Source organism: Streptomyces sp. AC555_RSS877 (genome assembly GCF_019049245.1).
In the GTDB taxonomy this organism is placed as follows: domain Bacteria; phylum Actinomycetota; class Actinomycetes; order Streptomycetales; family Streptomycetaceae; genus Streptomyces.
Window position 1 is genome coordinate 24,280 of sequence record NZ_JAGMUK010000239.1, and the last position, 26,687, is coordinate 50,966.

Here is a 26,687-nt window from a genome sequence, read left to right on the forward strand (position 1 = left end):
GGCGCGAAGGGACGACCCTCATGACGACGGTGTCTGCAGGGCAGCGCACACCCACCCGGCGCATCACGTTTCTGGTCGCTCTCGCGGTCTTCGCACAGGAGTCGACCTGGAACTTCTACGAGTCTCAGGTTCCGCCGCTCCTGCGGGAGCACATCACCAGCGCGGCCGTCGTGGGTCTGCTGATGGGCATGGACAACCTGCTAGGCATCTTCATCCAGCCGTGGATCGGCAACCGGTCCGACCGGACGAGGACCTCCTGGGGCCGGCGGATGCCCTACCTGGTGGTCGGAATGCCGATCGCCGCCGCGCTGTTCGTCCTCATCCCGCACAGCGCGGCGTCCTTGCCGCTGTTGATCGTGGTGATGTTCTCGTACGCGCTCGTCGCCAACACCTTCAAGCCGATCGCCGAAGCGCTCGTTCCGGACTTCATCGCACCCGAGCGCCGAAGCCGGGCCAACGCCGCGGTCAAGATCGCCTCGAGTGTCACGGCCATCGTCGCCGCGCTCATCAGTATTTTGCTGGTCGACAATCACCTGAGTCTCGCGTTCGCGATACCCGCGATCATCATGCTGATCTCGATCGGGGTGCTCGCGGCCACCGTGCGCGACAACCGGTCTCCGGCCTACCAGGCAGCGGTGGCCGAGTGCGATGAGGAGGACAGCGCCGAACGCCCCGAGCGACGGGTCCGGGACACCTTCGTGGAGATCCTCAGGGACGCCGATCGCAGCCGGCTCCTGCTGCTCCTCGCGATTCTCCTCTTCGGCAGCGCGTGGTCCGCGTCCCGGTCGTTGATCACGCCGTACGGGATGGAAGCCCTGGACATGTCACGGGGAGCCGCCGGCGGTCTCACCCTGCCCAGCGGTATCGCCTTCATCCTGGCGGCCTACCCTGCAGCCGTGCTCGCCGAGCGGTACGGGCGGCTGCGGGTCATGGCCGTGGGGATGTCGGTCTTCGCCGGCGCCATGGTGCTGGGGACACTCATCCAGACCCCGACGGGGGCCACGGTGGCCCTGTGCCTCGCGGCGGCCGGCGCGACCTGCTTTCTGGTCAACGCGGTGGTCGTCCTGTGGAACCTCGCACCCTCGGCGCGCGTCTTCGGGACGTACGCCGGTATGTACACCGTCGGCTGGGCCGGTGGCGGCTTCCTGGGCCCCGCGCTGGTCGGCGGGATGGTCGACATCACCGGCTGGCCCCTGATGTTCATCGACGTCGCCATGGTCGCCGCGCTGTCGATCATCGTCGTAGCCAGGATCAGCGTGCTTCAGCGTCGCGCCAGCCTGATGCTCGCCAAGTAACCAGCCCATCCCCGCAACGCGGCGCGGGCCCAGCGCGGGACGCAGCCAGAGACGAGGAACCGTGTCCCGCATTCTGATCACCACAGACTACCTACGGCCCGGCGACGAGGTCGATCACTATCTTCGGGCGCACGGCCACACGACGGTACACGCCCCGCTCGTCGGCCGACACGGTCGGGAGCAACTCGTCGCCGCGCTCGACGGGATCGACGCGGCGCTCGTCGCCCATGAGCCCCTGACCGCCCAGGTCCTCTCCGAAGCTCCCCGGCTGCGCGCCCTCGTGCGCACCGGCGTCGGCTACGACTCGATCGACGTCGTCGCCGCGGGCAGGCTCGGCATCACGGTGAGCAATCTGCCGGGAATCAACGCCAACGCCGTGGCCGAGTACACCCTCGGTCTGCTGCTGGCGGCCGCCCGGCGACTGGTGCACAGCGCGGCGGGCGTCGCTGCCGGCGGCTGGCCGAGGGAGGACGGTCACGAGTTGCGCGGGTCGGCGCTCGGCCTGATCGGATACGGGGCGGCAGCGCGCGCCGTGGTGCCGCTGGCGCGAGCCTTCGGCATGGAGGTGCTGTGCACGACCGGTGTGCCGGAGGACGAGCGATCGGACCCGTCGGTGCGGTTCGTCGCGCTCCCCGAGTTGCTCGAGGCCTGCGACTACGTATCGGTGCACACCGCGCTGACGGACCGCACACGCGGTCTCCTGGACGTCTCCGCCTTCCGGCGGATGAAGCCGACGGCGGTGCTGGTCAACACCGCGCGGGGGGCCGTCGTCGACGAGCATGCCCTCGTCGACGCCGTGCGGACCGGCGAGATCGCCGGGGCGGCGCTCGACGTGGTGAGTGAGGAGCCGCTCCCGGCCGACAGCCCGCTGCGGGACGTCGAGGGGATCGTCGTCTTCTCGCACCTCGCGGGCCAGACCGCCGAAGCCCGTGCAGCCGCCGGCCTCGAGGGCGCGGCCGAGGTGGTGGCCGCCCTCGCGGGCCGCCCCCGGTTCGCGGTGAACGCCCACCTGCTGCCCCAAGCCCCCACAGTCCGGGTCGACGGGTGACATCCGCCCGCCCCGTGCCCGGTACCGAAAAGAAAGAGGAACATGGAAAACGAACGGGTTGACCAGGTCAAGGTCCTGGCACCGACCGGCATGCTCGGAGCCGGCTTTCCCGAGGCCACGATCGAGCGGGGCCTGGCGCTCGGCGCCGATGTCATCTCCGTCGACGCGGGCAGCACCGACTCCGGTCCCTACTATCTCGGCGCGTCGCAGCCCAAGACCAGCCGCGCGGCGGTCGCCCGTGACCTGCGCGTCCTTCTCAGGGCGGCGGCGGAGGCCGGCATCCCACTGATCGTGGGCTCGTGCGGCACCAGCGGAACCGACTCCGGTGTCGACTGGGTCGCCGACATCGTCGCCGACATCCTGGCGACCGAGGGACTCCGGCTGCGGGTGGCGCGTATCTACAGCGAGCAGTCGACCGGCACGCTCCTCAAGCGCCTGGACGAGGGCCGCATTCATGCCCTGCCTCCGCTGGGCGAACTGGAGCCGAAGACACTGCAGAGCTGCACGCACATCGTGGGTGCGATGGGACACGAGCCGATCGTCGCGGCGTTGGAGGCAGGTGCACAGGTCGTGCTCGCCGGCCGCGCGACCGACACCGCCATCGCCGCCGCCTATCCGCTGATGAAGGGGATGCCGGCCGGCCCGGCATGGCACGCCGCCAAGATCATCGAGTGCGGCGGACAGTGCACCAGCAATCCGCGCACGGGTGGGGTTCTGGCCACCATCGACGCAGACGGCTTCACCATCGAGCCGCTCGATCCGACGGCCGCCTGTACACCGATCCTGGTCGCCGCTCACATGCTCTACGAGACGGTGGACCCGTTCCAGATGCGCGAGCCGGACGGCACCCTGGACGTCCGTGAAGCCGTCTACACCGCCCTGGACGACCGCACGGTGCGGGTCGAGGGTTCGCAGTTCCATGTCGCCGACCAGCACACCATCAAACTCGAAGGCGCCCGAATCACCGGCTACGAGACGATGTCGTTCAGCGCAGTCCGGGACCCGCACATTCTTGCCAACATTGACGACTGGGCCGATCTCATGCGGACGATGATCAGGCAGCGGGTGGAGCAGACGATCGGCCTCAGCGAGGAGAAGTACGCCTTCGACCTGCGCCTGTACGGGCACAACGCCATCCTGGGGGATCTCGATCCGGTAGTGGGTCCGCCTCGCGAGGTGGGAGTCATGCTCCTCGTCAATGCCCCGGACCAGAGCACCGCCACCGCCGTCGCGAAGATCGCCAACCCCTTGATGCTCCACCTGCCGACGGCCGACATGGACTATCTGCCGAGCCTGGCGTTCGCCACCTCGCCGGCCGAGGTGGAGCGCGGCCCGGCGTACGAGTTCGTGCTCAACCACGTCGTCGACACCGTCACTCCCACCGACATGTTCCGCACCGAGTTCGAGGAGGCCTCCCACCATGGCTGAGACCGTCCCCACCACCCTGGGCGACCTGGCGTATGAAGTCCGCTCCAAGAACGCCGGGCCGTTCTGGGTCACCATGGAGCTGTTCATGCGTGACGCGGACGGCTATCGCATCGCGGCCGACGAGAGGTTCCTCAACGAGGGCACGATCGCCCGGCTCTACGGACTCGACGAGGCCGACGTGCGGATGTTCCGCATCCCGTCGCTGAACGTCGTCAAGATCTCTTTCCCGCGTCCCGTAAGCCAGGCGTCACTGCGTGACCGTGACGTCCACTCAGGTCAGCACCATGTGCCGCTGGCGGTTCTGCCTGTGCCAGTCTGACCGCCGCCCGGAAGAAGGGGCGGCCCCGGCGGTAGCCCCGAACGCGACTGCCAGACGCGGTCCTTCACCAATCCGCCCCACAAGCACCCGAAGGAGCAGTTCCTTGAACACACCTGCCGTGCCCGGGCCCGGTACCCGTCCTCGGGTTCGCGGACGCCGTTCGGTGATGCTGACGGCACTGGTCGCGGCCGCGATGGTGGGCACGCTCGGCATCGCACCCGCCTCCCTGGCCGACACCACGCGCCCCACTCCCGCCGCCTGCCCGGGCCACCTGGAGGACAAGGCCAACTGCTACACCGGCCGGGACGCCAACGGCGCGTACTACACGATGGCCCTCCCTGAACACTGGAACGGCTCCCTCGTCGTCCACTCCCACGGCGGTCCCGACTTCTCCTACGACGAGTCCACCAGCACCGAGGACCTGAAACGCTGGGCGGTGATGGTCGACGAGGGCTATGCCTGGGTGGGCTCCTCGTACCGGCGCGGCGGCTACGGGGTCAGGATGGCCGCCGCCGACACGGAGAACGTACGCCGCCTGTTCGTCAGCCACTTCGGCCGCCCCGACCGCACCTACCTGCACGGCCAGTCCTGGGGCGGCAATGTCGCCGCCAAGGTCGCCGAGACCTACGGCCGCGAGCGTGGCGCCTACGACGGAGTCCTGCTGACCAACGGCTTCCTGGCCGGCGGCTCGCGTGGCTACGACACGCGCGTGGACCTGCGGACGGTCTACCAGTACTACTGCCGCAACCTGCCCCGTCCCAGCGAGCCGCAGTACCCGTTGTGGCAAGGGCTGCCCGCGAACTCCCCGATGACACCCGACGAGATCCACAGCCGCCTCCAGGAGTGCACCGGCATCGACTCCGCCCCGGCCGACCGGACCGCCGAGCAGCAACGCAACCTCGACGACATCCTGGCCGTCACCCGCATCCCGGAGCGGTCCCTGGCCACGAACATGCAGTACGCGATCTTCCTCGTCCGGGACATCGTGTCCAATCGGCTCGACGGCCGTAACCCGTTCAGCAACCGAGGGGTCCGCTACGACGGTTCGCACGACGACAAGGCGCTCAACGCCGACGTGGCGCGCTTCTCGGCCGACCCCACCGCGCGCCGCGACCTCTCCTACGACAGCGACCTCACCAGACGGATCGCGCTCCCGGTCCTCACGTTGCACGCCATCGACGACCCACAGGTCTTCGTCGAGCACGAGGCGGCCTATCGCGCCACGGTCCGGGCCACCGGCAGAAGTGAGAACCTCGTCCAGACCTTCACGAGGGAGAGCGATCACAGCGGGCTCAGCAACGCCGAGTACGCCAACTCTCTTGCGACTTTGGACACATGGGCGCGCACCGGCCGGAAGCCCACCCCCGGCTCGATCGCGCGTGCGTGCGGCGCGTTCGACTACCTCTACGGTGGTGGCTGCTTCTATGATCCGGCGTTCCGCCCAGCCCCGTTCGCCGCCCAGGTCCGCCCCCGGCCCGGCGGCCTCCACTGGCCCGCAATGTCCGCCGCGCAGGAACAGGTGTGGAGCCGTATCGAAGGCGTGGGCATCGCACCATGAAACCGCCCTCCGCGGTCCCGAGTCCCCTCTCCCGTGGCGGGGCCTGCACACCCCGCGCCACGCGCGTCTTTCTCTCTGAAGACCCGCTGCCCGCAGCGTTGCGCCGTACGGCGGTGAGCAGTCCCTCCTGCTCATAGAAGCGCAAGGTGTGTGCGGCCAGGCCGGTCAGAGCGCTGACCTCGCCGAATAGGCAGGACGGAATTCTCGGCATTCGTCGCGTTCACTGCCTAACGAGCTTGCCCTGAAGTCAACTTGAACTCCTAACACGATCGGCGAAAGGAGCGCCATGTCATCCACATGGTTCATCACCGGCACTTCTTCGGGTTTCGGGCGCCTGCTCACCGAGGACCTGCTGGCCCGTGGTGACCGGGTCGCCGCGACCGTGCGCAGGCCCGAGACGCTGGACGATCTGCGCGCTCGGTACGGTGAGCGCCTCTGGTCTGCCCGGCTCGACGTCACCGATTCCGAGCAGGTCCGCCGGGTTGTGACCGACGCTTTCGCGGCGCTCGGCACGATCGACGTGGTCGTCAACAACGCCGGCTACGGCGTCTTCGCCTCGGTGGAAGAAGCTACTGACGCACAGATCAAACGCGTGATCGACACCAACCTCCTGGGATCGATCCATGTCATCCGTGCGGCCCTGCCGCATCTGCGCGCCCAGGGGCAAGGACGCATTATGCAGGTGTCCACGGCAGGCGGCCAGACGACATACCCGAACTTCAGCTACTACCACGCTTCGAAATGGGGAATCGAGGGCTTCTGCGAGACGGTGGCTCGCGAGATCGCCCCGTTCGGCATCAGCTTGACCATCGTCGAACCCGGTGCGACATCGACCGGATTCGCCAGTGCCCTCGACACCGCGCCAGTGATGCCGGAGTACGAGAACACCCCGGCAGGCGAGGTGCGGCGAGCCATCGCATCGGGCGCCTTTCCCTTGCCGAACGACCCGCACAAGATCACACAGGCGATGATCGAGCTCGTCGACTCCGCAGCCACGCCGCTGCGACTCCCTCTCGGGTCCGACACCTACGACGACATACGGGCATCACTCGTCGCCCGACTCGCCGAGCACGACGCACATCGCGGCACCGCTCTCGCGGTGGTGAACGGGGATTCTGGGTGACCTCGCTTCACATCGTTCCAGCGCGACGCTGGGCGTTGCTCGCAGGTGTTCTCGGCGAACATCATCTGGGGCGTGGTCAGTGCGCCCCTGTCCCTGCAGGCCATCAAACTGCTCGCCGAGACACCCGGACCCGCCACCCTGGTCGTGCCCGGCGGACAGAGCCGCGCCGCCGAACGAGCCCTCACCGGCCCCTCACCCTCGCCTTCCTGGCGACCCTGCGCTTCGACACGGCAGTCATCGCCTGCTGCGAGCTGACTACGGTCGACGGTCTGACCGCCTTCGACCTCGACGACGCCGCGGTGAAGAAGGCGGGCATCGCCGCCGCTTGCGGCCGCCCGTGCCGGGCCCTGGCCGTCGCGACGCGCGTCGTGTGCGTGCCGGGTCTGGGGCCGCGCTGGCTCGATCAGTGCCGGGACTGCATGCTCGCCGGCGCACTGCTCGACTGGAGCGCAGGCCGGCCGCCGCAGGGCCGCTACCGGGTGACGCTGTGGGCCGGCGGTCTGCCGGTGATGCAGGGCTGGTGGGAGGAGCGGGCGATCGCCGACGCCAAGGCCGCCGCGTGGTTCGAGGCGCACCGCCTGCTCGACGGCGCCCGGGTCACGCTCGCCGACGAGGAGACGGGCGCCGTCCTGACGAGCTTGCCGCGATCCGTAGGTGCGCGGGGGCGCCGGTCGCAGGTGTGCGCGGCGCCTGGGGCGTGCGTAGTCTGGTGCTGCTCGGGGCCGTCGTCGGAGGTCTCTCATGCCCGGAGCATCTGGTCGGGCGCCATCAGCTTCGGGCTGGTCACTTCTCTGACTTAACGCGAGGATCTTCTCGCGGCTGACAGTAGGGAGCACCGAGCGGATCGTGGCCCTGGTCTCCGTCGCCGACCAGGACGACGCCACGCCCAACCAGCAGTCACCTGTGTGTGCGTGAGGCGTGAGGACGGTCATAGGAAGCGGATCTCAGCCTTCGTAGTTGATCTTTTGGTACGTTCCTCGATCCGTATGGGTTGATATTTACGGGTCTGGGGTTGTGGCGAGACGTCGATCGAGCGGACCGCGTATCCGCGGTTCAAGCGGTTCCTGTCGGCCTGGGGAGTTGCACGTGTTCTACACGCCGCAGACGGAGGAGATCGCGTGGGCGAGTGGGCAGGTGCGGTCGGACAACCACCTGCTGGCACTGATGGTGCAGCTGAAGTACTTCAACCGGATGGGCTATTTCCCCCGGCTGGATGACGTCCCGGATGCAGTGGCCCACATCCGCCGAGATCTCGGGCTGGGCGAGGACGTCGCCGCGGTGTACGACTCGGACCGGACCGGGGCCATCATCGGATGCTGATCCGCCGGCGTAGCGAGTTCGTGTCGGACATTCAGCAAGACCGCCGTCGTCGCCATCACCGCGAAGTCCGCCGGGCGCAGGGTCTTCGGCCTCGTGACCGCAGGCGCCCGTCTCGCTTGACCGCTTGCGCGTCAGTCCGGCAGCCAGTGCAGCTCGTGCGCCAGGGTTTTGGCGACGGCACGGATGCGGCGGTGTAGTGGTGACTGCTCGCGTGGCAGGACCAGGTGGATCGTCAGCCTGGGCGCGCCTCGCAGTGGTCGCCAGGTGAGACCGGCCGGTTGTACCGTGGCCGCGGCTTCTCCGGCCGGGGCGAGGGTGACGCCGTCGCGCAGGTCGCGCTGAGACATGTCGAAAGAGACTGCGGGCGTGTGGAATCGGGGGTGTGGTCGGGTGTCTCGGAACAGTGCGGACGGCTGATCGTGGATCACGGGGTTGGCCGCACGGTCCGGGAGTCGCAGCGGATACGCGGCCGCGTCGGCGATCTCGATCTCCGGGTGTTCGGCCAGCGGATGGTGCTGCGCCAGCTGGACCCCGATGCGCGCACGCCGCAGCAGGAACCGGCGCACGCCACGGCCCGGCTGTTCACCGCGGGTGATCCCGGCATCGATGCGGCCGTCGGCGACCGCGGGGGAGATCTCCGGTGTCGCCATCGGGACCGCGCCGACCTCGAGTCCGCTGTTGCCGCGAATCAGCCTGTCCACCAGGGCCGGTGCCGTCTCGGCCCCGGTGCTGAGGCTAACGCGCGAAGGTGTTGGAGAACACGTTCAGGGCCGTGAACATTGCCCTGGTCAACGAGCTGGACGAGATGGCCCGCGACATCGGCCTGGACCTGCGCGCGGCGCTTCAGGGCGCCGCGACGAAACCGTTCGGCTTCATGCGCTTCGACCCCGGCCCCGGCATCGGCGGTCACTGCCTGCCGATCGACCCGGTGTACGGTCGTTCGGCGTCGAACCCGGGACAGGCACGGTCCACTACGTCCTTCCGCAAGGCGAGGCATGGTTCGCCAACTCCTCCATCGACCTGTGGCTGCAGACCCTGCACCATTACGGCCTGCACGTCAGCGAGTCCGAGATCCTCAGCGACCCGGATGACCGCGAGGACGAAGCCCTGGCCGAGCTTCAGCATGCTCGCTGGCGAACTCAAGAAGATCGATCCACCTGCCTTCGACGGCTACAACGGGTTCATCTGGGCCGAGTTCCTCGACCGCTGGCTCTGGTAGTTGCCCTCGGCCGCCACGATCCCCAAGCGATCACTCGCCGTGTCCGGCGCATCGAGCCCGAATCCCGGGGTGAACAGCAACAACAAGACCGCACCGCGTCGTGCGGGTGCAGCTGAAAGCCTTGGACGTCGTCGCTGCGGCCGATGATGTCGACAACGAGGCCGAGGTGCTGGACGGTCCAGTCGGTGAGGTGGCCGGTGGGACCGCCGTCGGCCCGATGCGCGCCAGCCGCCGGAAGCGACCTTTTTCGCCACGGGCAGCAGGATGTGGACGGCGTCCCTGTCGGTCGTGGACGCCGGCGTGACCAGCACGGCCTGAAGGAGCCCGAGGGTGTCATTGAGCGGGTGCCGCTTGTGTCCATTTGTCTCTTCCCGGCGTCGAACTCCCGCGAGGCGTGCGTGACGGCGGCGTCCGCCTTCACCGACTGTGAGTCCACGACCGCGGCACTCGGCTCAACGAGTGGCAGTACGCGCTTCTCGCGGAGGACGTTGCCCTGCGGTACCGCGCTGGCCTCACTCCTCCGGTATCGAGTGCGGCGCGGTCGGTGTGGATCTCGTGGCCGGTTGGCGCAGCAGTTGTTCGACGAGGCGTTCCTTGGCCAGGGCGAGGTGGCGCCGGTAGGTGCCGTAGGGCACCCCGAGTCGTCGGGCGGCGGCCTTGTGGGTGCGGGAGGCCGAGATGTAGGCGGCGGTGAGGGCCTCGTGGGCTTTGACGCCCGCCGGGTCGATCTGTATCGCGTCGAGTGCGGTGGTGATGGCGCCGCGCAGGTCCGCGGCCGGGTCGGATGAGCCCGGCGCCACGAGATGGGAGTGCAGCAGGACGCTGGTCGCGAATTCGCGCGGGGTGTGCCAGGTGCGCAGCGCATCGAGTACGCCTTCCTCGAACGCGGCGCGCGGCAGCTGGTCGCCCGGGCCGCTCGCGGAGGCGGTTGCGGGCCATGTCGCCAGGGGCGTGACCGCGGTGCGCGCCCGGTTTTGCACCCACTGTTCCACTGCTTGCCGTCGCCAGTCCCGGCCGAAGACATGCTGTCGCAGGCCGCCGACGTCCACGGCCGTGACCTCCGGCATCCCGGCCTCGGCGAGGTAGCGCCCCCACAGGTCGGCGTCTTCGAAGACGGTGAAGGTGACCGCGCGTCCGTGGATCCTCATCTCCTCGGCGAGGGTGCGCCGGCTGATGAGTTCCATCAGGGGCGAGGGCCGCTGGCCCCCGCCGGGCTGCACCGCGAAGCGGCGGATGCCCAGGTGCTCGCCCGGTCCGAGGGGTGTGGCCGTCTCCACGAGGTTCCAGACCGCTGCGATGACCGGGTCCTCGGCGCGGTCATCGGGCAGCGGTGCGTGCAGCCGCAGGATGGCCATGAACGAAACAGGTGTGGTGGAGCCGGTGTAGCGGTGGACGCGGAAGGCGTCCGGCTGGCGGCGCAGCCAGTGCGCGACCGCGGCTGCCGATGCCGGGCCCTCGGCCTCCTCGGCCATGCGCAGCACGGCGGGTACGTCGTCGGGCCGGAGCGGAGTGTCCTCGATGTGAGGGTGCGTCCGGTAGTTGTACAGGTTGTCCGGGCCGCCCTGGTCGCGGAAGAGGAACATCCATTCCGCGACTCGTAAGAGCGCGTCGTCGGCGGTGGCGGAGCGTACGGCTTCCAGGCCGGCGAGGGAGATGCGGGCGCGGATGTCGTCGTAGCGCTCGGGGTCCCGCCAGCGCAGGTCGGCCTCGAGGGTCGCCCGCACCGCGTCGTGCGGGTGCAGCCCTTCCGGTGTGACCTCGATGTAGGGCAGCTGGCGCAGCCAGGGGAACACCGTATTGGTGTCCTCGTCACCCAGTACCGCGCGCAGCAGGGGCTCGCGGGTGACATAGGTCTGTGCGACGACTTCGAGGGCGCGTCGATGGAGGGCGCTGGGCAGGTCGCCGACCAGCCTCTCGACCAGGGTCGTCAGTGTGTCGCCGGTGGGGTACCACGGCGCGCCGGGTGCGGCCGGGGGCACGGAGGCGGCCAGTGAGAGGGCGAGCGGGCTGCCTCCCGCGAAGGCGACGAAGGCGCCGCGCTGCTCGGCGGGGACCCCCCGGGCGGCGAGCAGGGCGTCGGACTCGGCGGGATCGAGCGGCCGTACGGGCAGTGCGGTGAACAGTTGCGCCCACCCGGGGTCCAGCGACCATTCGGCGTCGGGGGCGGTCCTGCCGGCCACCACCACGATCGCCTGGTCGGCGAGCCGCAGCAGGAAGGTCTCGCGCAGCCACGTCTCGAGTGGCTGGCAGTGTTCGAAGGTGTCGATGAGCAGCACCGCGCCTGGTTCGGCGCACGCCGGGGCGGCGGCCTCCTCCATCCTGCGCGGGTCGGCGTCGAGGAACCGGGCGTCCACATGCACCACGCGGCGGCCGGCGAGTTCCGCCTGCCGGGCGGCGTAGCGCACGAGCGAGGACTTGCCGATGCCGCCGGGGCCGTGCAGGTAGGCGACGAGCGGAGCGTGCGCCGCGCCCGACAGCATCAGGTCGAGCACCGCCCGCTCCGGCTCCCTGCCCACCAGCGCTCCGGCTCGTGCCGCGGCCAGTCGGTCCGCCAGTCCCGCCGCTCCCAATACAAGCTCCTTTCGTCAGGCCCATTTTGCCGTCGAAGATCGGTGTGATGAAGCGCTTTCTACGTGAGTGGTACAGAGCGCGGGGCAGCATCCCGGGACAGGAGGCGCTACTCGGATGTGTGCAGCATCGACTCGGTGTCGTCCGGGTGTTGCGCCTCAGTCCCTGTCCTCGGCGCGCTCGTCAATTCCCCTGGGCCCGGCGTCGAGCGGGACGTGTCGTTGCCCCTTCTGCGTGGCCTGGGTCGAGTCCTTATGCTCCGCCTTTGCGGCGGCGAGGCGCGGCCGAGCGGGACGGCATCGAGCGCATGTGGTCGCGCACCGGCGCCAGCAGGCCGGCGAGAGCTTCGACGTCGTCGCGCGAAAGCGGCTCGAACAGCAGGCCGCTGACCACCTCGATGTGGCCCGGCAGCACCTTCGCAAGCAGCTCACGCCCGGCGTCGGTGAGGGTGACGGTGATGCTTCGTTCGTCGTCCGGCGAGGGAGCGCGGACGACCAGGCCCTCCTTCTGGAGCAGATCCACCTGGTAGGTCAGGCCGCTGCGGCTGTAGACGACGCCGTCGGCCAGGTCGGTCATGCGGTGACTGCCCGTCGGAGAGTCCCCGAGGCGGGCCAGCAGCTGGAACTGCACATAGCTGAGATCGCCGGCCTCGCGCAGCTGCTGCTCGACCGCGTGCCGGAGCAGGCTGGTCACCTCGATGAGGTCGAAGTAGGCGCCGAGCTGTACGGGGTCGAGCGACGGCGTTGAATCAGGCATGACCGAAGTCTACTGCTTCGAATTCGAAGCGTGTGGCGTGGCGTCGTCCAGCCATCCCAGGCGGAGCTGGAACTGAACTCCTCCGTGAGTTCCGGTGTCACCCCGGGCAGGTGGATCGGACGGGCGCGAGGGTCGCCCGGCCCTAAGTAGTGACCTCGTGAGCACACCGTGTGGGCAGTGTTGGGCCCGACTGAGCACCGCGGAACATGGAGTTCGGACAGTGCCGCGGCACAGGGTTACGAGCAGAAGGACGGCGCCGCCGCCCACGTATCCCGAGGACCGGCCATGAACATCCCCTGCCTCGCGCAACGTCGTCCTCGGCCCTCCCCGGTGACGGCACGACAGCCCGGCCGCAGCGCAGAAGCCATGAACACGACGCCGGGATGAGCACCGCCGCGTGGAGCCCGGTGTCCCTGGCAGTCCTGTGCGCCGGCGTCGGTTACGGGCGCTCGACTCGCCTGCTCGCGGACTGGGTTGCGGAGGCGGTGTGCCGGTCGCTGGCGGCCGGGGGCGCGCGCGCCGAGGTGGAGGTGGTGGAGCTGCACCGGCTGGTGGCCGATCTCGCCCAGTACTCCGCCCAGGGCCGCGTCAGTCTCGACCTGCGGGAGGCGATCGCGGCGGTCGTGGCGGCCGATGGGCTGGCTGGTGGTGGCGACCCCGGTGCTCGCCGCATCTCCGAGCGAGGTGTTCGACTCGTTCTTCGCCGTCCTCGGGGACAAAGTCCTCTCTGGCATGCCGGTGCTGCTGGCGCTTAACAGCAGTTCCGACCGGCAGCCACCTGACATCGCGCAGGTGATGCGCAGGCGCCTGACCAGCGTGCATGCCGAACCCGTGCCCACGGTCGTCGTCGCGGGCCCCGCCGACTGGCAGACCACGGTTGGCAGCGACGCGGGGCGGCTGCGCGCCTGCATCGACCGAGCCGCCGTCGAGCTCGCCACGGCGATGCGCTCCCGCCGGCAGTGACCGACACCACTTGCTTCGAATTCGAAGCAGATGTACCGTCATCAATAGTTGCTTCGAATTCGAAGCAACTCCAATCGCAGTGAAGGTGAGAACCCCCATGAAGGCAGTGCGTTTCCACGAGTACGGCGACCCCAGTGTCCTGCGCTACGAGGACGTGGAGCAGCCCGTCCCCGGGGCCGGGCAGGTCCGCATCCGCGTCGCCGCGACGTCGTTCAACTCCGTCGACGGCAACATCCGCGGCGGTTTCATGCAAGGCCCCATACCGGTGGTGCTGCCGCACACTCCCGGCATCGACGTCGCCGGCACCATCGACGCTGTCGGCGCGGGCGTCGACAGCCTCGCCGTTGGCGACGACGTCGTCGGCTTCCTGCCGATGGACGGCACCGGAGCCGCCGCGCAGTACGTTCTCGCGCCAGCCGACGTCCTGACCCCGGCCCCCAAGAACATCCCCCTGGCCGACGCCGCCGCACTCCCGCTGGTGGGCCTGACCGCGTACCAGGCGCTGTTCGACCACGCCAAGCTCACTGCCGGGCAACGCGTGCTGATCAACGGAGCCGGTGGAGCGGTCGGCGGCTACGCCGTACAACTGGCCAAGACGGCAGGCGCCCACGTCATCGCCACAGCCAGTCCGCGCAGCAGCGCGGCGGTCACATCGGCCGGCGCCGACGAAGTCATCGACCACACCACCACCAGCGTGACCGCCGCGGTGACCGAACCGGTCGACGTCGCACTCAACCTCGCACCGGTCGCCCCGGACGAACTGGCCGCGCTCGTCACGCTGGTCCGTGCCGGCGGGGTCGTCGTGAACACCACGGTATGGATGCCCGCCCCCAGCGACGAGGAGCGCGACGTGCGGGGCATCGACCTGTTCGTCCGCAGCGACGCCGACCAGCTGGCCCAACTCGTGGTGTCGACCGACCGTGGCGAGCTGCGCGTCGACGTCGCCGAGCGGCTGCCGCTGGCCGACCTGCCGGCGCTCCACGCCCGGGCCGCCGAAGGCACCGTGCACGGCAAGGTCATCGTCGTCCCGCCCGTCGCCTGACGCCGATCCTCCACCGAAAGGAAAAGGCCATGGCACTCAGTCTGGATCCCGAAATCGCCGAGGCGCTGGCCCCGATGGCCGGCGCGATGGCGGACGCCACACCACCGGTAGTGGGGGACATCGCGGCGCGGCGCGCCATGTGGGAGCCGATCATCGGCGCCGCGGGAACGGCCCAGCCGATCCCAGCCGACGCGCAGACCAGCGAGCACCACACGACTGCAGGCGACGGCGCGCGGATCACCATGCGCTGGTACACCAAGGACGGCGCGGTGCCGGGCCCGGCCGTGCTGTTCTTCCACGGCGGCGGATACATCTTCGGCCACATCGACCTGTTCGACGGCCCGGTCTCCCGCTACGTCTCCGCCAGCGGCGTGCCGATGCTGTCAGTCCAGTACCGCCGCGCCCCCGAGCACCCCTTCCCGACCCCGCTCGAGGACGCCTACACCGCACTGCGCTGGCTGCACGCACACGCCGCCGAACTCGGCATCGACCCCGACCGGATCGGTGTGATGGGTGACAGCGCGGGAGGCGGCATGGCCGCAGGACTGACGATCCTCGCCCGCGAGCGCGGCGGCCCGAAGATCGCCCGCCAGATCCTCATCATGCCGATGCTCGACGACCGCACCACCACCCCCGACCCCCACATCGCGCCCTACGTGCTGTGGTCCTACGACGACAGCCTCACCGCCTGGCCGGCCCTGCTCGGCGAGGCCGCCGGCGGGCCCGACGTCCCGGCCACGGCGGCCCCGGCCCGGCTCGAGGACGCGACCGGCCTGCCGCCGGCCTACATCGAGGTCGGCCAGCTCGACGTCTTCCGCGACGAAGACACCGCTTACGCCACCAAGCTCAGCCGCGCCGGCGTGCCGGTCGAATTCCACCTGCACCCCGGCGCCCCGCACGAGTTCGACTCCATCGCCTTCACCTCCGACGTCGCCCGCCGCGCCATCGCCGACCGCATCCGCGTCCTCAAGTCGATCTGAGCCGGCACCGAACGCGCTCACTCCGTACCGCAGGAGGGGTATGCAACCCCGCCACACAGGCGGGCCCTCGCCCCGTTGCCCGCCGCGATGGGGCCCCTCGGACACCGGCAAGAACACACTGAAGCACCGCGCCGCCGGGCCGGACCACTTCGGGCAGCGTGCGCATCGATGGCCGGGAGACTGCCGGGCTGCATGCCAGCTGCCCGGCACTTGATCCTCACCTGACTGACCTTTGAAGGAGACGATTTCGATGATTCCTGATGACGACCTGTCCCGTTCGCTGACCGTGGCGGACCCCGACGATCCCGGTACGACGTACATCTCTTTGGTGGGCAACACGTACGCCATGTTGGTCACCGGCGAGCAGACCGACGGCCGGTACTGCCTGATCGACATGCGCGTGCCCGACGGCGGTGGTCCGCCGCCGCACCGGCACGACTTCGAGGAGATGTTCACGGTCCTCGAGGGCGAGATCGAGTTCACCTTCCGCGGCGAGAAGCACACGGTGCGGGCCGGGTCCACAGTGAACATCCCGGCCAACGCCCCGCACAACTTCCGCAACGCCTCGGGTGCGCCGGCCCGCATGCTGTGCATGTGCACCCCGGCCGGCCAGGACGAGTACTTCACGCGCATCGGCGATGTCGTCGCGGGCAAGGACGCGCCGCCGCCACAGCTGTCGCAGGGCGAGCTCGCGGAGCGCCGCCGCCGCGCGGCCGAGTTGGCCTCAACCTATCGGAGCGAGTTCCTGTGACTCGCAAGGCCGGCAAGCCCGGTACCGGTCGACAGGGTGAAGTTCCCGCTGAGCTGGACAGTCAGGGCCAGATTGTTCGGACCTGTCTGCGCTCGGCCGGATACTGGCCATGATGCTGGCCTTCGCGGGAACGGTGGCATTCGCGGTAGTGCTGGCCCGCCTGATCCTCGAACCATCAGCAGCATCCGTGCCCCTGACACACAGCAACCTGCGCCCCGGTGACTCCATCCGTGCCTACCTCGCGCAGCCCACGTCCGGTGACACGGTCAAGCAGTTCGGCGGCAATATCGTGATGGGGATACCCTTCGGCGTACTGCTGCCCGTACTCGTGCCCCGAACACGAGGACTGCTCCGCGTAGCGGCAGCCACCGCTCTCGTGATGATCCTCGTCGAACTCGTCCAAGGCGCCCTCATCACCGGGCGCGCTTCGACATCGATGACGTTCTGCTCAACACCACGGGTGCCCTCATCGACTACCTGCTGATCGGCCTCCGGCTCGGCCGCGCAGTGCATCCCCGACGCCGCCACTGGTGGCACCGCTTCACCAAACGCCCGGTGACTTCCACGGATCCGGCATAGGCCCAATCCTCGGTCCCAAAACCCCCTAGAGAAAAGCCGACTTGCTACCTGCGCCGATGCCGGCCACCTCGCCTCCAGGCCAGCTACAGAAGCCAGCGAATACGCAGCCGACGAGCGCAACGGCGTCGTCGGCACGACCGAACTCCTCAACTACGTCCGGGCTCTCCGGTCCGCACTCGCCCACGGGCTCCCGCCTGACGCGTTCGACCGGGAAACAGCACCAGGATCCACGCCACAGCAGAGGACCGACATACAGCGCCCCTGAAGAACCGCCATGGCTGAGCCCACTTGATTACGTAACGTCAGATACTTCTACGACCACCGCATGCCGATCGCGGACAGCTGCTTGACCCGCTCCGGGGTGAGCGTCGCGGCTCTGCTGCGCTGGTTGCTGACCCATGCCCCGAGGCGGAGCTCCCGTTCCTCCTGGTCCTCGCCGCTGTCGCCGTCGCCGTGGCCGACGACGATCGTCTCGACGTGCTTACGCGGTACCTTCAGGTGTCCTTCGCACTGGTAGTACTGCGTGGCGGCCTCGTAGTGCACCGCCCATTTGTCGGCTTGCGAGGTACGCGGCCTGGGCTTCTCGTCCTCGGTGGCGGGCTCGATGCCGAGGATGTGCTCGCACAGCCACTGTTGCACGGTGGTGAGCTTGTCCCAGCCGAGTCGGGCCGATCTCACCCATCGTCCGAGGTCTTCGCCCTGGTGGATGACGTCGCCCGGTTCGGTGGGCAGTGTGCCGCCGGCTTCCAGGTGTTGTCGGGTGAGGTGGAAGGCGCGTTGCCATTCCACGGGCCAGGCCGGGCACCATGACGGGTCGATCTCCTCGAGCTGTTCGCGCCGGTCCTGTGACAGTGCCCCGGCCGCCGACTGGACCGGGAGCCCTTCGGCGCGCCGCTGCTCGATCTCGGCAGCCTTCCGCGCCGCCGCCCTGGCGTTTTTAAGAAAGATCCCAACCTTGGCCCCCTGGTACGTGGCATCGAGCGGGGCGAGAGCGTGCCCGTTTTCGGCAGCCCACCCTCGAACGGCCGCGAGGCCTTCCTCCCACGCGACGTCGTAGTGCGACCACACCATGCCGAGCTTCTCCAGCTGCTCGATGCGGTCCTCGTCCATGTCCCCGCGGGCGTAGAACCTTCGGGCGTCGGCGACCCATTGCCCCAGCGGGAAATTGGCGAGCGAGGCCGGCCACCCCGCGGCTACCGCCTCGTCACCCGTCGGCACGCAGTAGGTGAACTGGACCTTGAGGTCCCCCATCTCGCGGGCGTGGATGACGGCGGCCTCGATGCCCCGCCGCCAGTGCTCGTGCTCGGGGTTGAGGACCCGCAGGTTGATGAACGCGGCCAGCGCGGCCGGGTCACGCGGCGTGGAGAACTTCAACAGCGCCTTCGCCGGCATTGAGGCGCCGCCCCCGCCAGTGCCCTCCTCCTCGCCCTTCCCGCGCGTCTGGACGCCCCTGGAGCGGCTTTGGGCCTGCTGCTCAGCGAGCTGCTCGACGATGCGGGCGTCGTGCGCGCGTAGGGCCTCCAAAAGCCTTGCGAGGCCGCCGAACGCCTGGCTCGTGAGCATGTTGTCCGCCGTCTCCCCGGGCCCCAGCAGCACGGGCACAACGAGGGACGCCATCTTGCCCTCGCCGGGCTGCATCCGCAGCGCCCGCCCCACGGCCTGGACCAGATCCGGCATCGAGCCGCGCACGTCTGCGAAGTACACGGAGTCACAATTTCGAGTGTCTACGCCTTCGCCCAGCACCTTCACCGAGCTCAGAAAGCCCTTCTCCACGACGGTGCCGTCCGTGGCGATTCCGTCGGCGAACTCCCCGAGAACCCGCCGCCGGTGGCTGGGCTTGTGGTCGCCGCACAGCCAGTCCGCCCAGACGGTGGCCGGGTACAGCTCTGGGGCCGCGTCGTGCAACTGCGCGGCGACCTCGGGAAGGCCGGCCGCGAAAGCCTCGGCCTCCTTGACCACGTGATGGAACGTGAGCGTGCGGCGGAAGCCCTCCTCCGAAGCCGCCTTCACCAACGCCGTCTGCAGCGCGGCGAGCCGGGCCCCACGCACCTGGTCCGACCGCCCCTCGGCACCGAGCAGCATGGCCGCCTGGAGCTGGGTGTCGGTGATGTCCGAGCACACCACCTGGTACGCGGCACAGATGCCCCGGTCGATCGCCTCCGACAGCGTCAGGGTGAAACATCTGCTGCCGAACGGCGAGTTGGGGTCGTCCTCCATGCTCGCCACCAGCTCGCCCGGCGCGCCCTGTTCGGAGTCCTCGTCGAGCTGCCACAGCCGGGGCGTGGCCGTCATGTAGAGGCGGCGCAGGGAGGGGATCTTCTGGTTGTTGTGCACGACTGCCCATGGCTTACCGATCCGGCCGGAACACCGGTGGGCTTCGTCCACGACGATCAGGTCCCAACCAGGAAGGCCGCCCTCGTGGGCCCGTTCCAGTGTGCCGAGCCCGAGCGAGGCGTACGTGGCGAAGACGGTGACCTTGTCGAACGGGCGCACCCAGGAGACCAGCTGGTCCACGTCCGTGGTGTTGGGGAATGTCACCTGGTCCCCGCGCAGGGAGGAGACCCCGATCATCGGGCCCGTCCGAGCGCCGGCTCGCCAGGCGGTCTCGGTCTGGGCGAGCAGATCCAGCGAGGGCACGAGGACGAGGACACGGCCCGCGTGGAGTTCTTCGGCGCAGCGGGCGGCGACGAGGGTCTTGCCGGATCCGGTCGCCATGACCACCTGGGTGCGTAGTCCTTCCGCGGGCGTGAGCTTTCGGGCGGGCAGTTCGAGGGCCCGGAGGATCGCGTCGACGGCTTCTCGCTGGTGAGGTCGTAGGTCCACGCCGGCTCTTCCTGCTGGTCTCGGGGCTATGGACTGTCTGCGTTCAGGTGGCGTTGTAGGCGAGTTCGGCCAGTTGAAGGGCGTCAGCCAGGCTCGTCTCGTCGGTGAGGTCGACGCTGACGCGGTATTCCCGGTGCCCGGTGGTCAGGGTCCGGGCGGATGTGATGCCGAGCTCGTCGAGCTGGTGTTGGGTGTAGTTGAGCCGGAGATTGATGGTGCTGTACTCCGCGTAGACGTAGGCGAAGCCGCCGAACTGGGATCCCTGCCGGCGCAGGCGCAGGTAGCGGCTGTAGTCCAGGGGAGCGTCGAGCAGTGCGTTCTTGCGCTTGATGCCGAAGACACCGACGTTGTCCCACCGGGTCGTCTCTTCGAGAAACCGGACGAACAGGCCGGGGGCCGGGCTGCGGCTCAGCAGCTGACGCACCGTCTCCTGTTGTTACGAGCATGAATAGCATGCGTGCGGATCAAGGCTGCACGCCCGCACCCGATCGTGCCCCCGGTCCTGGAGATCGGCGCGACCGCTCGGTACCACGTCAATGAAGGATGGCGCCCGCTGGACGGGCGCCTGTGAGGAGTGCGAGGGCGGCGGCTGGAAACGGTGCTGGTGCGGTCGGCCTCCTGGAGGAGAAGCCGACCGCACCCGCACGGGGTGCTACTGCTTGTAGTACGTCGCGTCGGCCCGGTCGAGCGTGGTGCTGACGGGCTGGACGTAGAGCAGGTTCTCGTAGTGCCGGACGTAGCGGCCCGGGAAGTTGAACGACTCGAAGGACACGCCGTCCGCCGAGTCGGCGAGGCCGGCCCGCTGGTGGAACGTGGCGTCGTTCTTGAAGAGGGTCGTGCCGTCGCTCTTCTCCACCCACACCTCGAAGTTCTTGTGGCGCAGGTAGTAGCCGGGGAAGTTCGCCGATTCGAGGGAGACGGTGCCGCTCCCGGCGAGGCCGGGGACGACGCGGAACTGGGAGTCGGCGAGGTTGGTGACGTTGGGCTCGGTCCTGGCCCGGAACTCCCAGTGGCGGATGTAACGGTCCGGGAAGTTGTACGAGGACAGGCGGACCGGGGTCGTGCCGTCGGCGACGGGGATGCCGAAGTTGGGTGTGCCGTCGGCGTTCCAGTAGAACTTCTGGTAGCGGGTCCGTCGGTTGGGGTCGTTGAGCGGGTCGCCGCTGATGTCCTTGTAGTTGCGGTCGTGGTAGACCAGGATGTCCGACTTGCCGTCCTCGGACGTGGTGAAGGTGTTGTGGCCGGGGCCGTACTGGCCGGTCGCGTCGTTGCTCTTGAAGACCGGGTTCGGGTTCTTCGTCCAGGAAACCGGGTTCATGAGGTCGGCGGTGGTGTTGGCGGTCAGCAGGCCGAGGCAGTAGTTGGCGTCGGTGGCCGCGGCCGAGAAGGTCATGAAGACCTTGCCGTTCCGCTGGATGACGGCCGGGCCCTCGTTGACGCGATGGCCGACGGTCTCCCAGGAGTGGGTGGGCGTGGCGATCCGCGCCGGGGTGCCGCTGATGGTCCAGGGGTTGGACATCGGGGCGAGGTAGATGTTCGTTCCACTGCCGACGGCGGGGTCGTTCTGTGCCCAGCTGAGGTAACGGGTGCCGTTGTGGACGAAGGTCGTTGCGTCGAGCGAGAAGGTGTCGAGCGGCAGGGCGATGCGGCCCTTCTCGGTCCAGGTGCCGGTGAGCGGGTTGGCGGCGCTCGTCTCCAGGACGTACGGACGGATCTTCCAGATGTCGTTGCTTGCCCCGGCGGCGAAGTAGACGTACCACTTGCCGTCGATGAAGTGGATCTCCGGGGCCCAGATGTGGGCGCCCATCTCACCGCTGGCGTGCTTGGTCCAGATGGTGGTCTCGGCGGCCGTGGCGAGACCCTGGAGGGTGGTGGCCCGGCGCATGACGATCTTGTCGTAGGCGGGCACCGTGGCGGTGAAGTAGTAGTAGCCGTCGGTGTGCTTGAAGATGTGCGGGTCGGCGCGCTGCTCGGCGATCGGGTTGGTGAAGGTCACGGCCGGGGACGCGGGGGCGGCGGCCTGTGCGGGGGCGGCGGGGGTCAGCAGGGCAAGCGCGGCGAGCGCGGCCGGCACGACCCGGGCGATGAGGCGTCTCATGGTTGGTTGTTCTCCTGATGGAGCTGCTCGGTCGCTTCAGGTTGTGGGGACGAGCTTCCACTGCTGGCAGTTGTTGTTCAGCCAGGTCCACAGCCGTACGTTGGTCCCGTTCTGGGTGCCGCAGTTGGCGACGTCGGCGACCTTGCCGCTGTTCTCGTTCACGATCCGCACGTAGTCGCCGGTGGCCGTGTAGACCAGTCGGAACTTCTGGCAGTTGTTGTTCAGCCAGGACCACTGGGCGATGTCCGTGCCGTCGGCCGTGGCGCAGTTCGCGGTGTCCGCGACCTTGCCGGTCGCGACGTTGACCAGTCGGCTGGTGTCGTTGCCGAGGTCCTCGACGCGCCACTTCTGGTTGGCGCCGCCGGTGCAGCTCCACTGGAAGATGTTGGTGCCGTCCAAGGTGTTGCCGCCCTCGACGTCCAGGCACTTGCCGCTGTTGCGGTTCACCAGGGTGTACGCGGTCGGGGTCGTCGCCGTCTCGCCCGACGGGCCGGGCAGCGTGGTGCCGAGCGCGACCGGGGTGCCGAAGTTCGGCGTGCCGTCCGCGTTCCAGGTGAACTTCTGCGCCCGCGTGGTGCGGGTGTTGCCGCAGCCGCCGTTGGCGGTGCTGTTGGCGTGGTAGACGATCCAGTTCTCGGTGCCGTCGGGCGACATGAAGAAGCCGTTGTGGCCGGAGCCGTAGACGCCCGCCGCGTCGTCGCGCTGGAAGACCGGGGTGGGCTTCTTGGTCCAGGACGACGCCAGCAGCGGATCGCTGCCGGTCAGCTCCAGCTGGCCCAGTTTGTAGTCCGGGGTCGCGCAGGCACTCGCGGAGAAGGTGAGGAAGGTCCTGCCGTCGTGATAGAGCGGCTCGGGACCCTCGTTGACCGGGGCGCCCGAGGTCTCCCAGCTCGCGGTGGGGCTGGAGATGATGCGGAAGGTGGAGCTGCTCAGTGTGTACGGGTTGCTCATCGGGGCGATGACCAGGCTCTGCGCGCTGCCGTCGATGAAGCCGCTGCCGAGCAGGTACAGCTTGTTGTCGTGCCTCAGGACGCTGGCGTCGATGAGCCAGCCGCCGGGGCTCAGATTGGAGCCGCTGAGCTGGTTCTTGTAGGTGTACGGGCCCATGGGGTCCGTACCGGCGCTCTCCAGGACGTGCGTGCGCTGGGAGTCGCAGCAGGCGACTCCGGCCTGCGCCGCGGAGTAGTACAAGTACCACTTGCCGTCGATGAAGTGCAGTTCCGGTGCCCAGATGTTGGCGTTCCGAGTGGGAGTGGTGTCACTCCAGACCTGGACGTTCGGGGCGGTGGACAGTCCGGCCAGGGTGGGCGACTTCCGCATGGTCAACACGCCGGTACCCGTCGTGGTGATCAGGTAGTAGTTGCCCTCGTAGTACTCCAGCCAGGGGTCGGCGCCCTTCTGCGACTCTATCGGGTTGGTGTAGGGCCTCCCTTCCGCGGCAGTGGCGGTCGGCTGGGTCACGGCACCCAGGAGCAGGGTGAGAAGAACGATGACGGCGGCGGGCCATCGAGGGGAGCGCGTGGTGAAACCTGCGCGTGTGTGGATCACTGAGGTCCCCTTCATCGGCCGTTCCCGGCAGACCATCGATATGTGTCCGATATATCGAATGACGTTCGGAACTCGGGCAGAAGGTAAAGCCCGGGAAGCCTTGCGTCAACACTCCTGTCACATGGGACTTCCTGCCGGCTCACCCGTGGGGGCGTGCATCAGGGTCGCCGGAACTCAGTGAGCGCCTCCGTGGCCGAGCTGGTCGGCCAGAACCCGCTGCCGTCTAACCCTGGGCCCATGGGGACATGATCCCGGCCCAGGCTGCATGCGGGTGGTGCCGCCGGGCCCGGGTCCTGGCCGCCGGGCCCGGCGTATGTGTCTGGTCCGGGTGGACCGGATCGCCTCCGGCGTCGCACATCCGATGTTTAAGGGTTCTCTTGCCTCTCGAGGGGTCGGGTGCCTGTGACTTCCGGGAAGTTTGCTCCCAACCTCTGGACATGCGCTCGCTTCTGACCCATTAATACTTTCCATGCCATCCAGCGGAGTGCACGCCTTCGTGTGGCTCCCCTCCCCCCGGCCATCCGTTGATGATTCATCCGAGGTTTGGTCCCGATGCTGAGCCAGTACGGTCCGTGCTGTCCGGTGGACACTCAGGAGAGATCTCCCTTGTCAGAACCGATCACTCGACGAAGAGTGCTGACGGGAATGGCGGCCATGACGGTCGCCGCCGCCGTCACGCAGACTTTGACGACCCCCGCTCATGCCGCCTCCACCCAACCGCTGTCCCTGCCGCCGCTGCGCATTCCCCAACTCGACATGGATGTGGAACAACAGCCCGACGAGAAGATCCAGTGGCTGCAGGATGCCAAGATCGGCATGTTTATCCACTGGGGTGTCTACTCAGGGCCGGCCAAGGGCGAGTGGTACATGGAGAACGCCGCCATCACCCCTGAGAACTACGAGAAGTACGTCACTGACGCCACCGGCGAGCAGTTCACCGCCGACGCGTACAACCCGGCCGACTGGGCCCAGTTGGCGAAGGACATGGGCGCGAGGTACACGGTGCTCACGGCCCGTCATCATGACGGCTTCGCGCTGTGGCCGTCCACCCACCCCCATGCCTGGCACAGCGGGCAGGCGCCTGTGCAACGCGACTTCATCGGCCAGTACGTCACCGCAGTGCGCGCCGCCGGTCTCAAGGTGGGCCTGTACTTCTCGCCCCTGAGCTGGCGCTATCCCGGCTACTACGACGTCCACGGCACCAACTGCCTGGAGAACGCCTGGGGTTACACCACGGATCCCGCGCACAAGGAGAACGCGCGGATCATGAAGAACGAGGTGTACCAGCAGGTCAGGGAGCTGGTGACCCAGTACGGCAAGATCGACGATCTGTGGTGGGACGGTGGCTGGCTCGGCCAGAAGGGCTCGGACCGGGACGCGGCCTTCTTCTGGGAGCCCGGCATGTTCCGCGCCACGGCGAACGAGTGGCCTGTGGACGCGGCGTACAGCGAGACCGACCCCGCCACAGGCCGTCCCCTTGGCCTGACCGGGCTGGTGCGCAAGCACCAGCCCGACATCGTCACCACCCTGCGCTCCGGCTGGATCGGCGATTTCGCGAGCGAGGAGGGCCCCTCCGTGCCCACGGGTGCCATCCGCACCGGAAAGGTGGCGGAGAAGTGCTTCACCATCGGTGGTGCCTGGGGCTACAAGGCCGGCTCGAGCGTAATGACCTTCGGCACCGCCATGAACATCCTGGTCAACGCCTGGGTGCGGAACATGACGTGTCTGGTCAACGTCGGACCGGACCGCACCGGTGTGGTGCCCAGCGCCCAGGCGGCCCTCGTCCACAGGATCGGTTCCTTCCTGAGCACCTGCGGTGAAGCCGTGTACGGCACCCGCGGCGGCCCGTGGAACCCCGTCGACGGCCAGTACGGGTACACGTACAAGGACAAGACCTTCTACATCCACCTCCTCTCCGCCTACAGCGGTACGTCGTTCACCACCCCGTCCGTCGGCGACGCCAAGGTCACCCGGGTCTTCGACGTCGCCTCGGGCACCGACCTGTCCTACAGCGTGGACGGCAGCGGCAAGGTGACCGTCACCGGTGTCAACCGCACTCGCCTTCCTGAGGACAGCGTGGTCGGCGTCGTGCTGGACCGTACCGTGCGGCCGGCCGACATCGCCGTTGGCAGGACCGCCACGGCGAGCAGCCAGGAAACCTCCAAGGCAAACACCGCGGCGAAGGCGGTCGACGGTTCCACCGCGACGCGTTGGTGCGCGAACAACGGCAACACCGGACACTGGCTGAAGGTGGACCTGGGGGCAACGAAGTCGATCACCGGCGCGCGTATCGCCTGGGAGTCCAACGCCACCAACTACCGGTACAGGATCGAGGGCTCCACCGACAACGCGACCTGGACCACGCTGGCCGACCGCACGGACACCACCAGCACAAGACAGGTCCAGGTCGCCATGTTCAGCGCCCAGGCCAGGTACGTACGGGTGACCGTGACCGGACTGCCCTCCGGCGTATGGGCCTCCATCCGCAACCTGGAGGTCTACGACCGCCCCTTCACCGCGGACCTGGGCACCTACCGGCTGGTGAACCGCAAGAGCGGCAAGGTTCTGGACGTCAGCGGAGCCTCAGGCGCCGACGGCGCGGCCGTCATCCAGTGGCCGTCGACCGGCGGCACCAACCAGCAGTGGCAGCTGCTGCCGAACATCGACGGCTCCTACCGGCTGGCCAACGCCCGCAGCGGCAAGGTTCTGAACAGCCCAAGCGGCTCCGCGCAGGGCGCCGCCCTCGACCAATGGACCGACAACGACAGCGGCAACCAGTGGTGGAACCTGGTCCCCGCGACCAGCGGCTACTACCGGCTCGTCAACGTCCGCAACGGCTGGTGCGCCGACATCAAGGACGCCTCCACCACCGACGGCACCGCGGTCATCCAATGGCCCGACACCGGCGGGTCGAACCAGGAATGGCAGGTCATCGCCCTGTAGCCGGCGGCACGGGAGGGGGCGGTGGTAACTGGCGCTCGGCCTCCTCCCCTTCAGGTCGCCGCGCCAAAGGCATGGTCACCGCTGCCCGCCCTCCCGCCGCACGCGGTCGAAGGGGAGGCTGATGAGGGGAGCCACTGCTGCGTAGCAACCCGTCGACCTCCTGCTGGCCCGACTCAAGGCAGGGGGAGGGGCCGCTGATCGGGCTGCCCGGTCATGTCGCCGCAGCCTTGGCAGAGGTGAGGCCTGGCGGGTGACCCTTTGCGCCGAGCCAGGTGTCCAAGGCCAGAGCCACGATGTCTCCGTGCGATACGTCGGCGTCGGCTGGA

General features: G+C 68.7%; 19 protein-coding genes and 5 pseudogenes. 16 read left to right on the forward strand and 8 right to left on the reverse strand.

Annotated features, from left to right (window positions below; translation table 11 throughout):
• Positions 1-20: 20 nt before the first annotated feature.
• From KUM49_RS47490 to KUM49_RS47510, 5 genes are all read left to right on the forward strand, one after another.
• Positions 21-1,295, forward strand: coding sequence for an MFS transporter (locus KUM49_RS47490; protein WP_254402893.1), 1,275 nt, complete (start codon positions 21-23; stop codon positions 1,293-1,295).
• Positions 1,296-1,356: 61 nt separating this feature from the next.
• Entirely contained in the window at positions 1,357-2,343 is a 987-nt protein-coding gene (locus KUM49_RS47495; RefSeq protein ID WP_217243224.1) for a phosphoglycerate dehydrogenase, read from the forward strand.
• Positions 2,344-2,385: 42 nt separating this feature from the next.
• Positions 2,386-3,771, forward strand: coding sequence for an acyclic terpene utilization AtuA family protein (locus KUM49_RS47500; RefSeq protein WP_217243225.1), 1,386 nt, complete (start codon positions 2,386-2,388; stop codon positions 3,769-3,771).
• Positions 3,764-4,090, forward strand: a complete 327-nt coding sequence (locus KUM49_RS47505) for a DUF4387 domain-containing protein (protein ID WP_217243226.1) — start codon at positions 3,764-3,766, stop codon at positions 4,088-4,090. Before KUM49_RS47500 ends, KUM49_RS47505 begins: the two co-directional genes overlap by 8 nt.
• 103 nt (positions 4,091-4,193) lie before the next feature.
• The gene (locus tag KUM49_RS47510) at positions 4,194-5,648 is read left to right on the forward strand and encodes a DUF6351 family protein (RefSeq protein WP_217243227.1); all 1,455 of its coding nucleotides are present in this window, start codon (positions 4,194-4,196) and stop codon (positions 5,646-5,648) included.
• Positions 5,649-5,781: 133 nt separating this feature from the next.
• Here KUM49_RS47510 and KUM49_RS49675 read toward each other — a convergent pair.
• Positions 5,782-5,859, reverse strand: a pseudogene (locus KUM49_RS49675) (hypothetical protein); the annotation flags it as partial.
• A 75-nt stretch (positions 5,860-5,934) separates the two neighbouring features.
• Here KUM49_RS49675 and KUM49_RS47520 point away from each other — a divergent pair.
• The 3 genes and pseudogenes from KUM49_RS47520 (at position 5,935) to KUM49_RS47530 (ending at position 8,091) form a co-directional block, all read left to right on the forward strand.
• Positions 5,935-6,771 (forward strand): SDR family oxidoreductase, encoded by an 837-nt coding sequence (locus KUM49_RS47520; protein ID WP_217243228.1) that lies wholly within the window; start codon positions 5,935-5,937, stop codon positions 6,769-6,771.
• Positions 6,772-6,843: 72 nt separating this feature from the next.
• Positions 6,844-7,097, forward strand: a pseudogene (locus KUM49_RS47525) (decarboxylase); the annotation flags it as partial.
• A gap of 688 nt (positions 7,098-7,785) precedes the next feature.
• Positions 7,786-8,091 carry a DUF4158 domain-containing protein gene (locus KUM49_RS47530; RefSeq protein ID WP_308407046.1) on the forward strand — a complete coding sequence of 102 codons (306 nt, stop codon included), beginning with the start codon at positions 7,786-7,788 and terminating at the stop codon, positions 8,089-8,091.
• 131 nt (positions 8,092-8,222) lie between these two features.
• Here the strand turns inward: KUM49_RS47530 and KUM49_RS47535 are convergent.
• Positions 8,223-8,810, reverse strand: a pseudogene (locus KUM49_RS47535) (LysR substrate-binding domain-containing protein); the annotation flags it as partial.
• Positions 8,811-8,833: 23 nt separating this feature from the next.
• Between KUM49_RS47535 and KUM49_RS49680 the strand changes: the two are divergent.
• Both KUM49_RS49680 and KUM49_RS51020 read left to right on the forward strand, forming a co-directional pair.
• Positions 8,834-9,025, forward strand: a pseudogene (locus KUM49_RS49680) (nucleotide sugar dehydrogenase); the annotation flags it as partial.
• Positions 9,001-9,426 carry a hypothetical protein gene (locus KUM49_RS51020; protein ID WP_374200287.1) on the forward strand — a complete coding sequence of 142 codons (426 nt, stop codon included), beginning with the start codon at positions 9,001-9,003 and terminating at the stop codon, positions 9,424-9,426. The pseudogene KUM49_RS49680 and the gene KUM49_RS51020, both read left to right, overlap by 25 nt.
• 396 nt (positions 9,427-9,822) lie before the next feature.
• Here the strand turns inward: KUM49_RS51020 and KUM49_RS47545 are convergent, their stop codons facing one another.
• The gene (locus KUM49_RS47545) at positions 9,823-11,880 is read right to left on the reverse strand and encodes an ATP-binding protein (protein ID WP_217243231.1); all 2,058 of its coding nucleotides are present in this window, start codon (positions 11,878-11,880) and stop codon (positions 9,823-9,825) included.
• Between the two features lie 250 nt (positions 11,881-12,130).
• Positions 12,131-12,634: a MarR family winged helix-turn-helix transcriptional regulator gene (locus KUM49_RS47550; RefSeq protein WP_217243232.1), complete on the reverse strand. Its 504-nt coding sequence runs from the start codon at positions 12,632-12,634 to the stop codon at positions 12,131-12,133.
• A gap of 633 nt (positions 12,635-13,267) precedes the next feature.
• Between KUM49_RS47550 and KUM49_RS47560 the strand changes: the two genes are divergently transcribed.
• The 5 genes and pseudogenes from KUM49_RS47560 to KUM49_RS47580 all read left to right on the forward strand — a co-directional run.
• Positions 13,268-13,597, forward strand: coding sequence for an NAD(P)H-dependent oxidoreductase (locus KUM49_RS47560; protein ID WP_254402896.1), 330 nt, complete (start codon positions 13,268-13,270; stop codon positions 13,595-13,597).
• Between the two features lie 97 nt (positions 13,598-13,694).
• Positions 13,695-14,639, forward strand: coding sequence for an NADP-dependent oxidoreductase (locus KUM49_RS47565; protein WP_217243235.1), 945 nt, complete (start codon positions 13,695-13,697; stop codon positions 14,637-14,639).
• A gap of 29 nt (positions 14,640-14,668) precedes the next feature.
• The gene (locus KUM49_RS47570; protein ID WP_217243236.1) at positions 14,669-15,619 is read left to right on the forward strand and encodes an alpha/beta hydrolase; all 951 of its coding nucleotides are present in this window, start codon (positions 14,669-14,671) and stop codon (positions 15,617-15,619) included.
• Between the two features lie 250 nt (positions 15,620-15,869).
• Positions 15,870-16,370 (forward strand): cupin domain-containing protein, encoded by a 501-nt coding sequence (locus tag KUM49_RS47575; RefSeq protein WP_217243237.1) that lies wholly within the window; start codon positions 15,870-15,872, stop codon positions 16,368-16,370.
• A gap of 97 nt (positions 16,371-16,467) precedes the next feature.
• Positions 16,468-16,949, forward strand: a pseudogene (locus tag KUM49_RS47580) (VanZ family protein); the annotation flags it as partial.
• A 312-nt stretch (positions 16,950-17,261) separates the two neighbouring features.
• On the opposite strand, the gene KUM49_RS47585 reads toward KUM49_RS47580, so the two are convergent.
• From KUM49_RS47585 to KUM49_RS47600, 4 genes are all read right to left on the reverse strand, one after another.
• The gene (locus KUM49_RS47585; RefSeq protein WP_217243238.1) at positions 17,262-19,772 is read right to left on the reverse strand and encodes a DEAD/DEAH box helicase; all 2,511 of its coding nucleotides are present in this window, start codon (positions 19,770-19,772) and stop codon (positions 17,262-17,264) included.
• Between the two features lie 43 nt (positions 19,773-19,815).
• Positions 19,816-20,196 (reverse strand): hypothetical protein, encoded by a 381-nt coding sequence (locus tag KUM49_RS47590; protein WP_217243239.1) that lies wholly within the window; start codon positions 20,194-20,196, stop codon positions 19,816-19,818.
• A 228-nt stretch (positions 20,197-20,424) separates the two neighbouring features.
• Complete coding sequence (locus tag KUM49_RS47595) at positions 20,425-21,870, reverse strand: family 43 glycosylhydrolase (RefSeq protein ID WP_217243240.1); 1,446 nt, start codon at positions 21,868-21,870, stop codon at positions 20,425-20,427.
• 36 nt (positions 21,871-21,906) lie between these two features.
• Entirely contained in the window at positions 21,907-23,433 is a 1,527-nt protein-coding gene (locus tag KUM49_RS47600; RefSeq protein ID WP_217243241.1) for a family 43 glycosylhydrolase, read from the reverse strand.
• Between the two features lie 639 nt (positions 23,434-24,072).
• Between KUM49_RS47600 and KUM49_RS47605 the strand changes: the two genes are divergently transcribed.
• The gene (locus KUM49_RS47605; protein WP_308407049.1) at positions 24,073-26,361 is read left to right on the forward strand and encodes an alpha-L-fucosidase; all 2,289 of its coding nucleotides are present in this window, start codon (positions 24,073-24,075) and stop codon (positions 26,359-26,361) included.
• The last annotated feature ends 326 nt before the right edge of the window (positions 26,362-26,687 follow it).

Bases quoted from the DNA above. Each gene is read 5' to 3' on its own strand.
- KUM49_RS47490 (WP_254402893.1), top strand. From the start codon at position 21: ATGACGACGGTGTCTGCAGGGCAGCGCACACCCACCCGGCGCATCACG.
- KUM49_RS47500 (WP_217243225.1), top strand. From the start codon at position 2,386: ATGGAAAACGAACGGGTTGACCAGGTCAAGGTCCTGGCACCGACCGGC.
- KUM49_RS47505 (WP_217243226.1), top strand. From the start codon at position 3,764: ATGGCTGAGACCGTCCCCACCACCCTGGGCGACCTGGCGTATGAAGTC.
- KUM49_RS47520 (WP_217243228.1), top strand. From the start codon at position 5,935: ATGTCATCCACATGGTTCATCACCGGCACTTCTTCGGGTTTCGGGCGC.
- KUM49_RS47550 (WP_217243232.1), bottom strand. From the start codon at position 12,634: ATGCCTGATTCAACGCCGTCGCTCGACCCCGTACAGCTCGGCGCCTAC.
- KUM49_RS47560 (WP_254402896.1), top strand. From the start codon at position 13,268: ATGGGCTGGCTGGTGGTGGCGACCCCGGTGCTCGCCGCATCTCCGAGC.
- KUM49_RS47565 (WP_217243235.1), top strand. From the start codon at position 13,695: ATGAAGGCAGTGCGTTTCCACGAGTACGGCGACCCCAGTGTCCTGCGC.
- KUM49_RS47570 (WP_217243236.1), top strand. From the start codon at position 14,669: ATGGCACTCAGTCTGGATCCCGAAATCGCCGAGGCGCTGGCCCCGATG.
- KUM49_RS47575 (WP_217243237.1), top strand. From the start codon at position 15,870: ATGATTCCTGATGACGACCTGTCCCGTTCGCTGACCGTGGCGGACCCC.
- KUM49_RS47595 (WP_217243240.1), bottom strand. From the start codon at position 21,870: ATGAGACGCCTCATCGCCCGGGTCGTGCCGGCCGCGCTCGCCGCGCTT.
- KUM49_RS47600 (WP_217243241.1), bottom strand. From the start codon at position 23,433: ATGAAGGGGACCTCAGTGATCCACACACGCGCAGGTTTCACCACGCGC.
- KUM49_RS47605 (WP_308407049.1), top strand. From the start codon at position 24,073: ATGACGGTCGCCGCCGCCGTCACGCAGACTTTGACGACCCCCGCTCAT.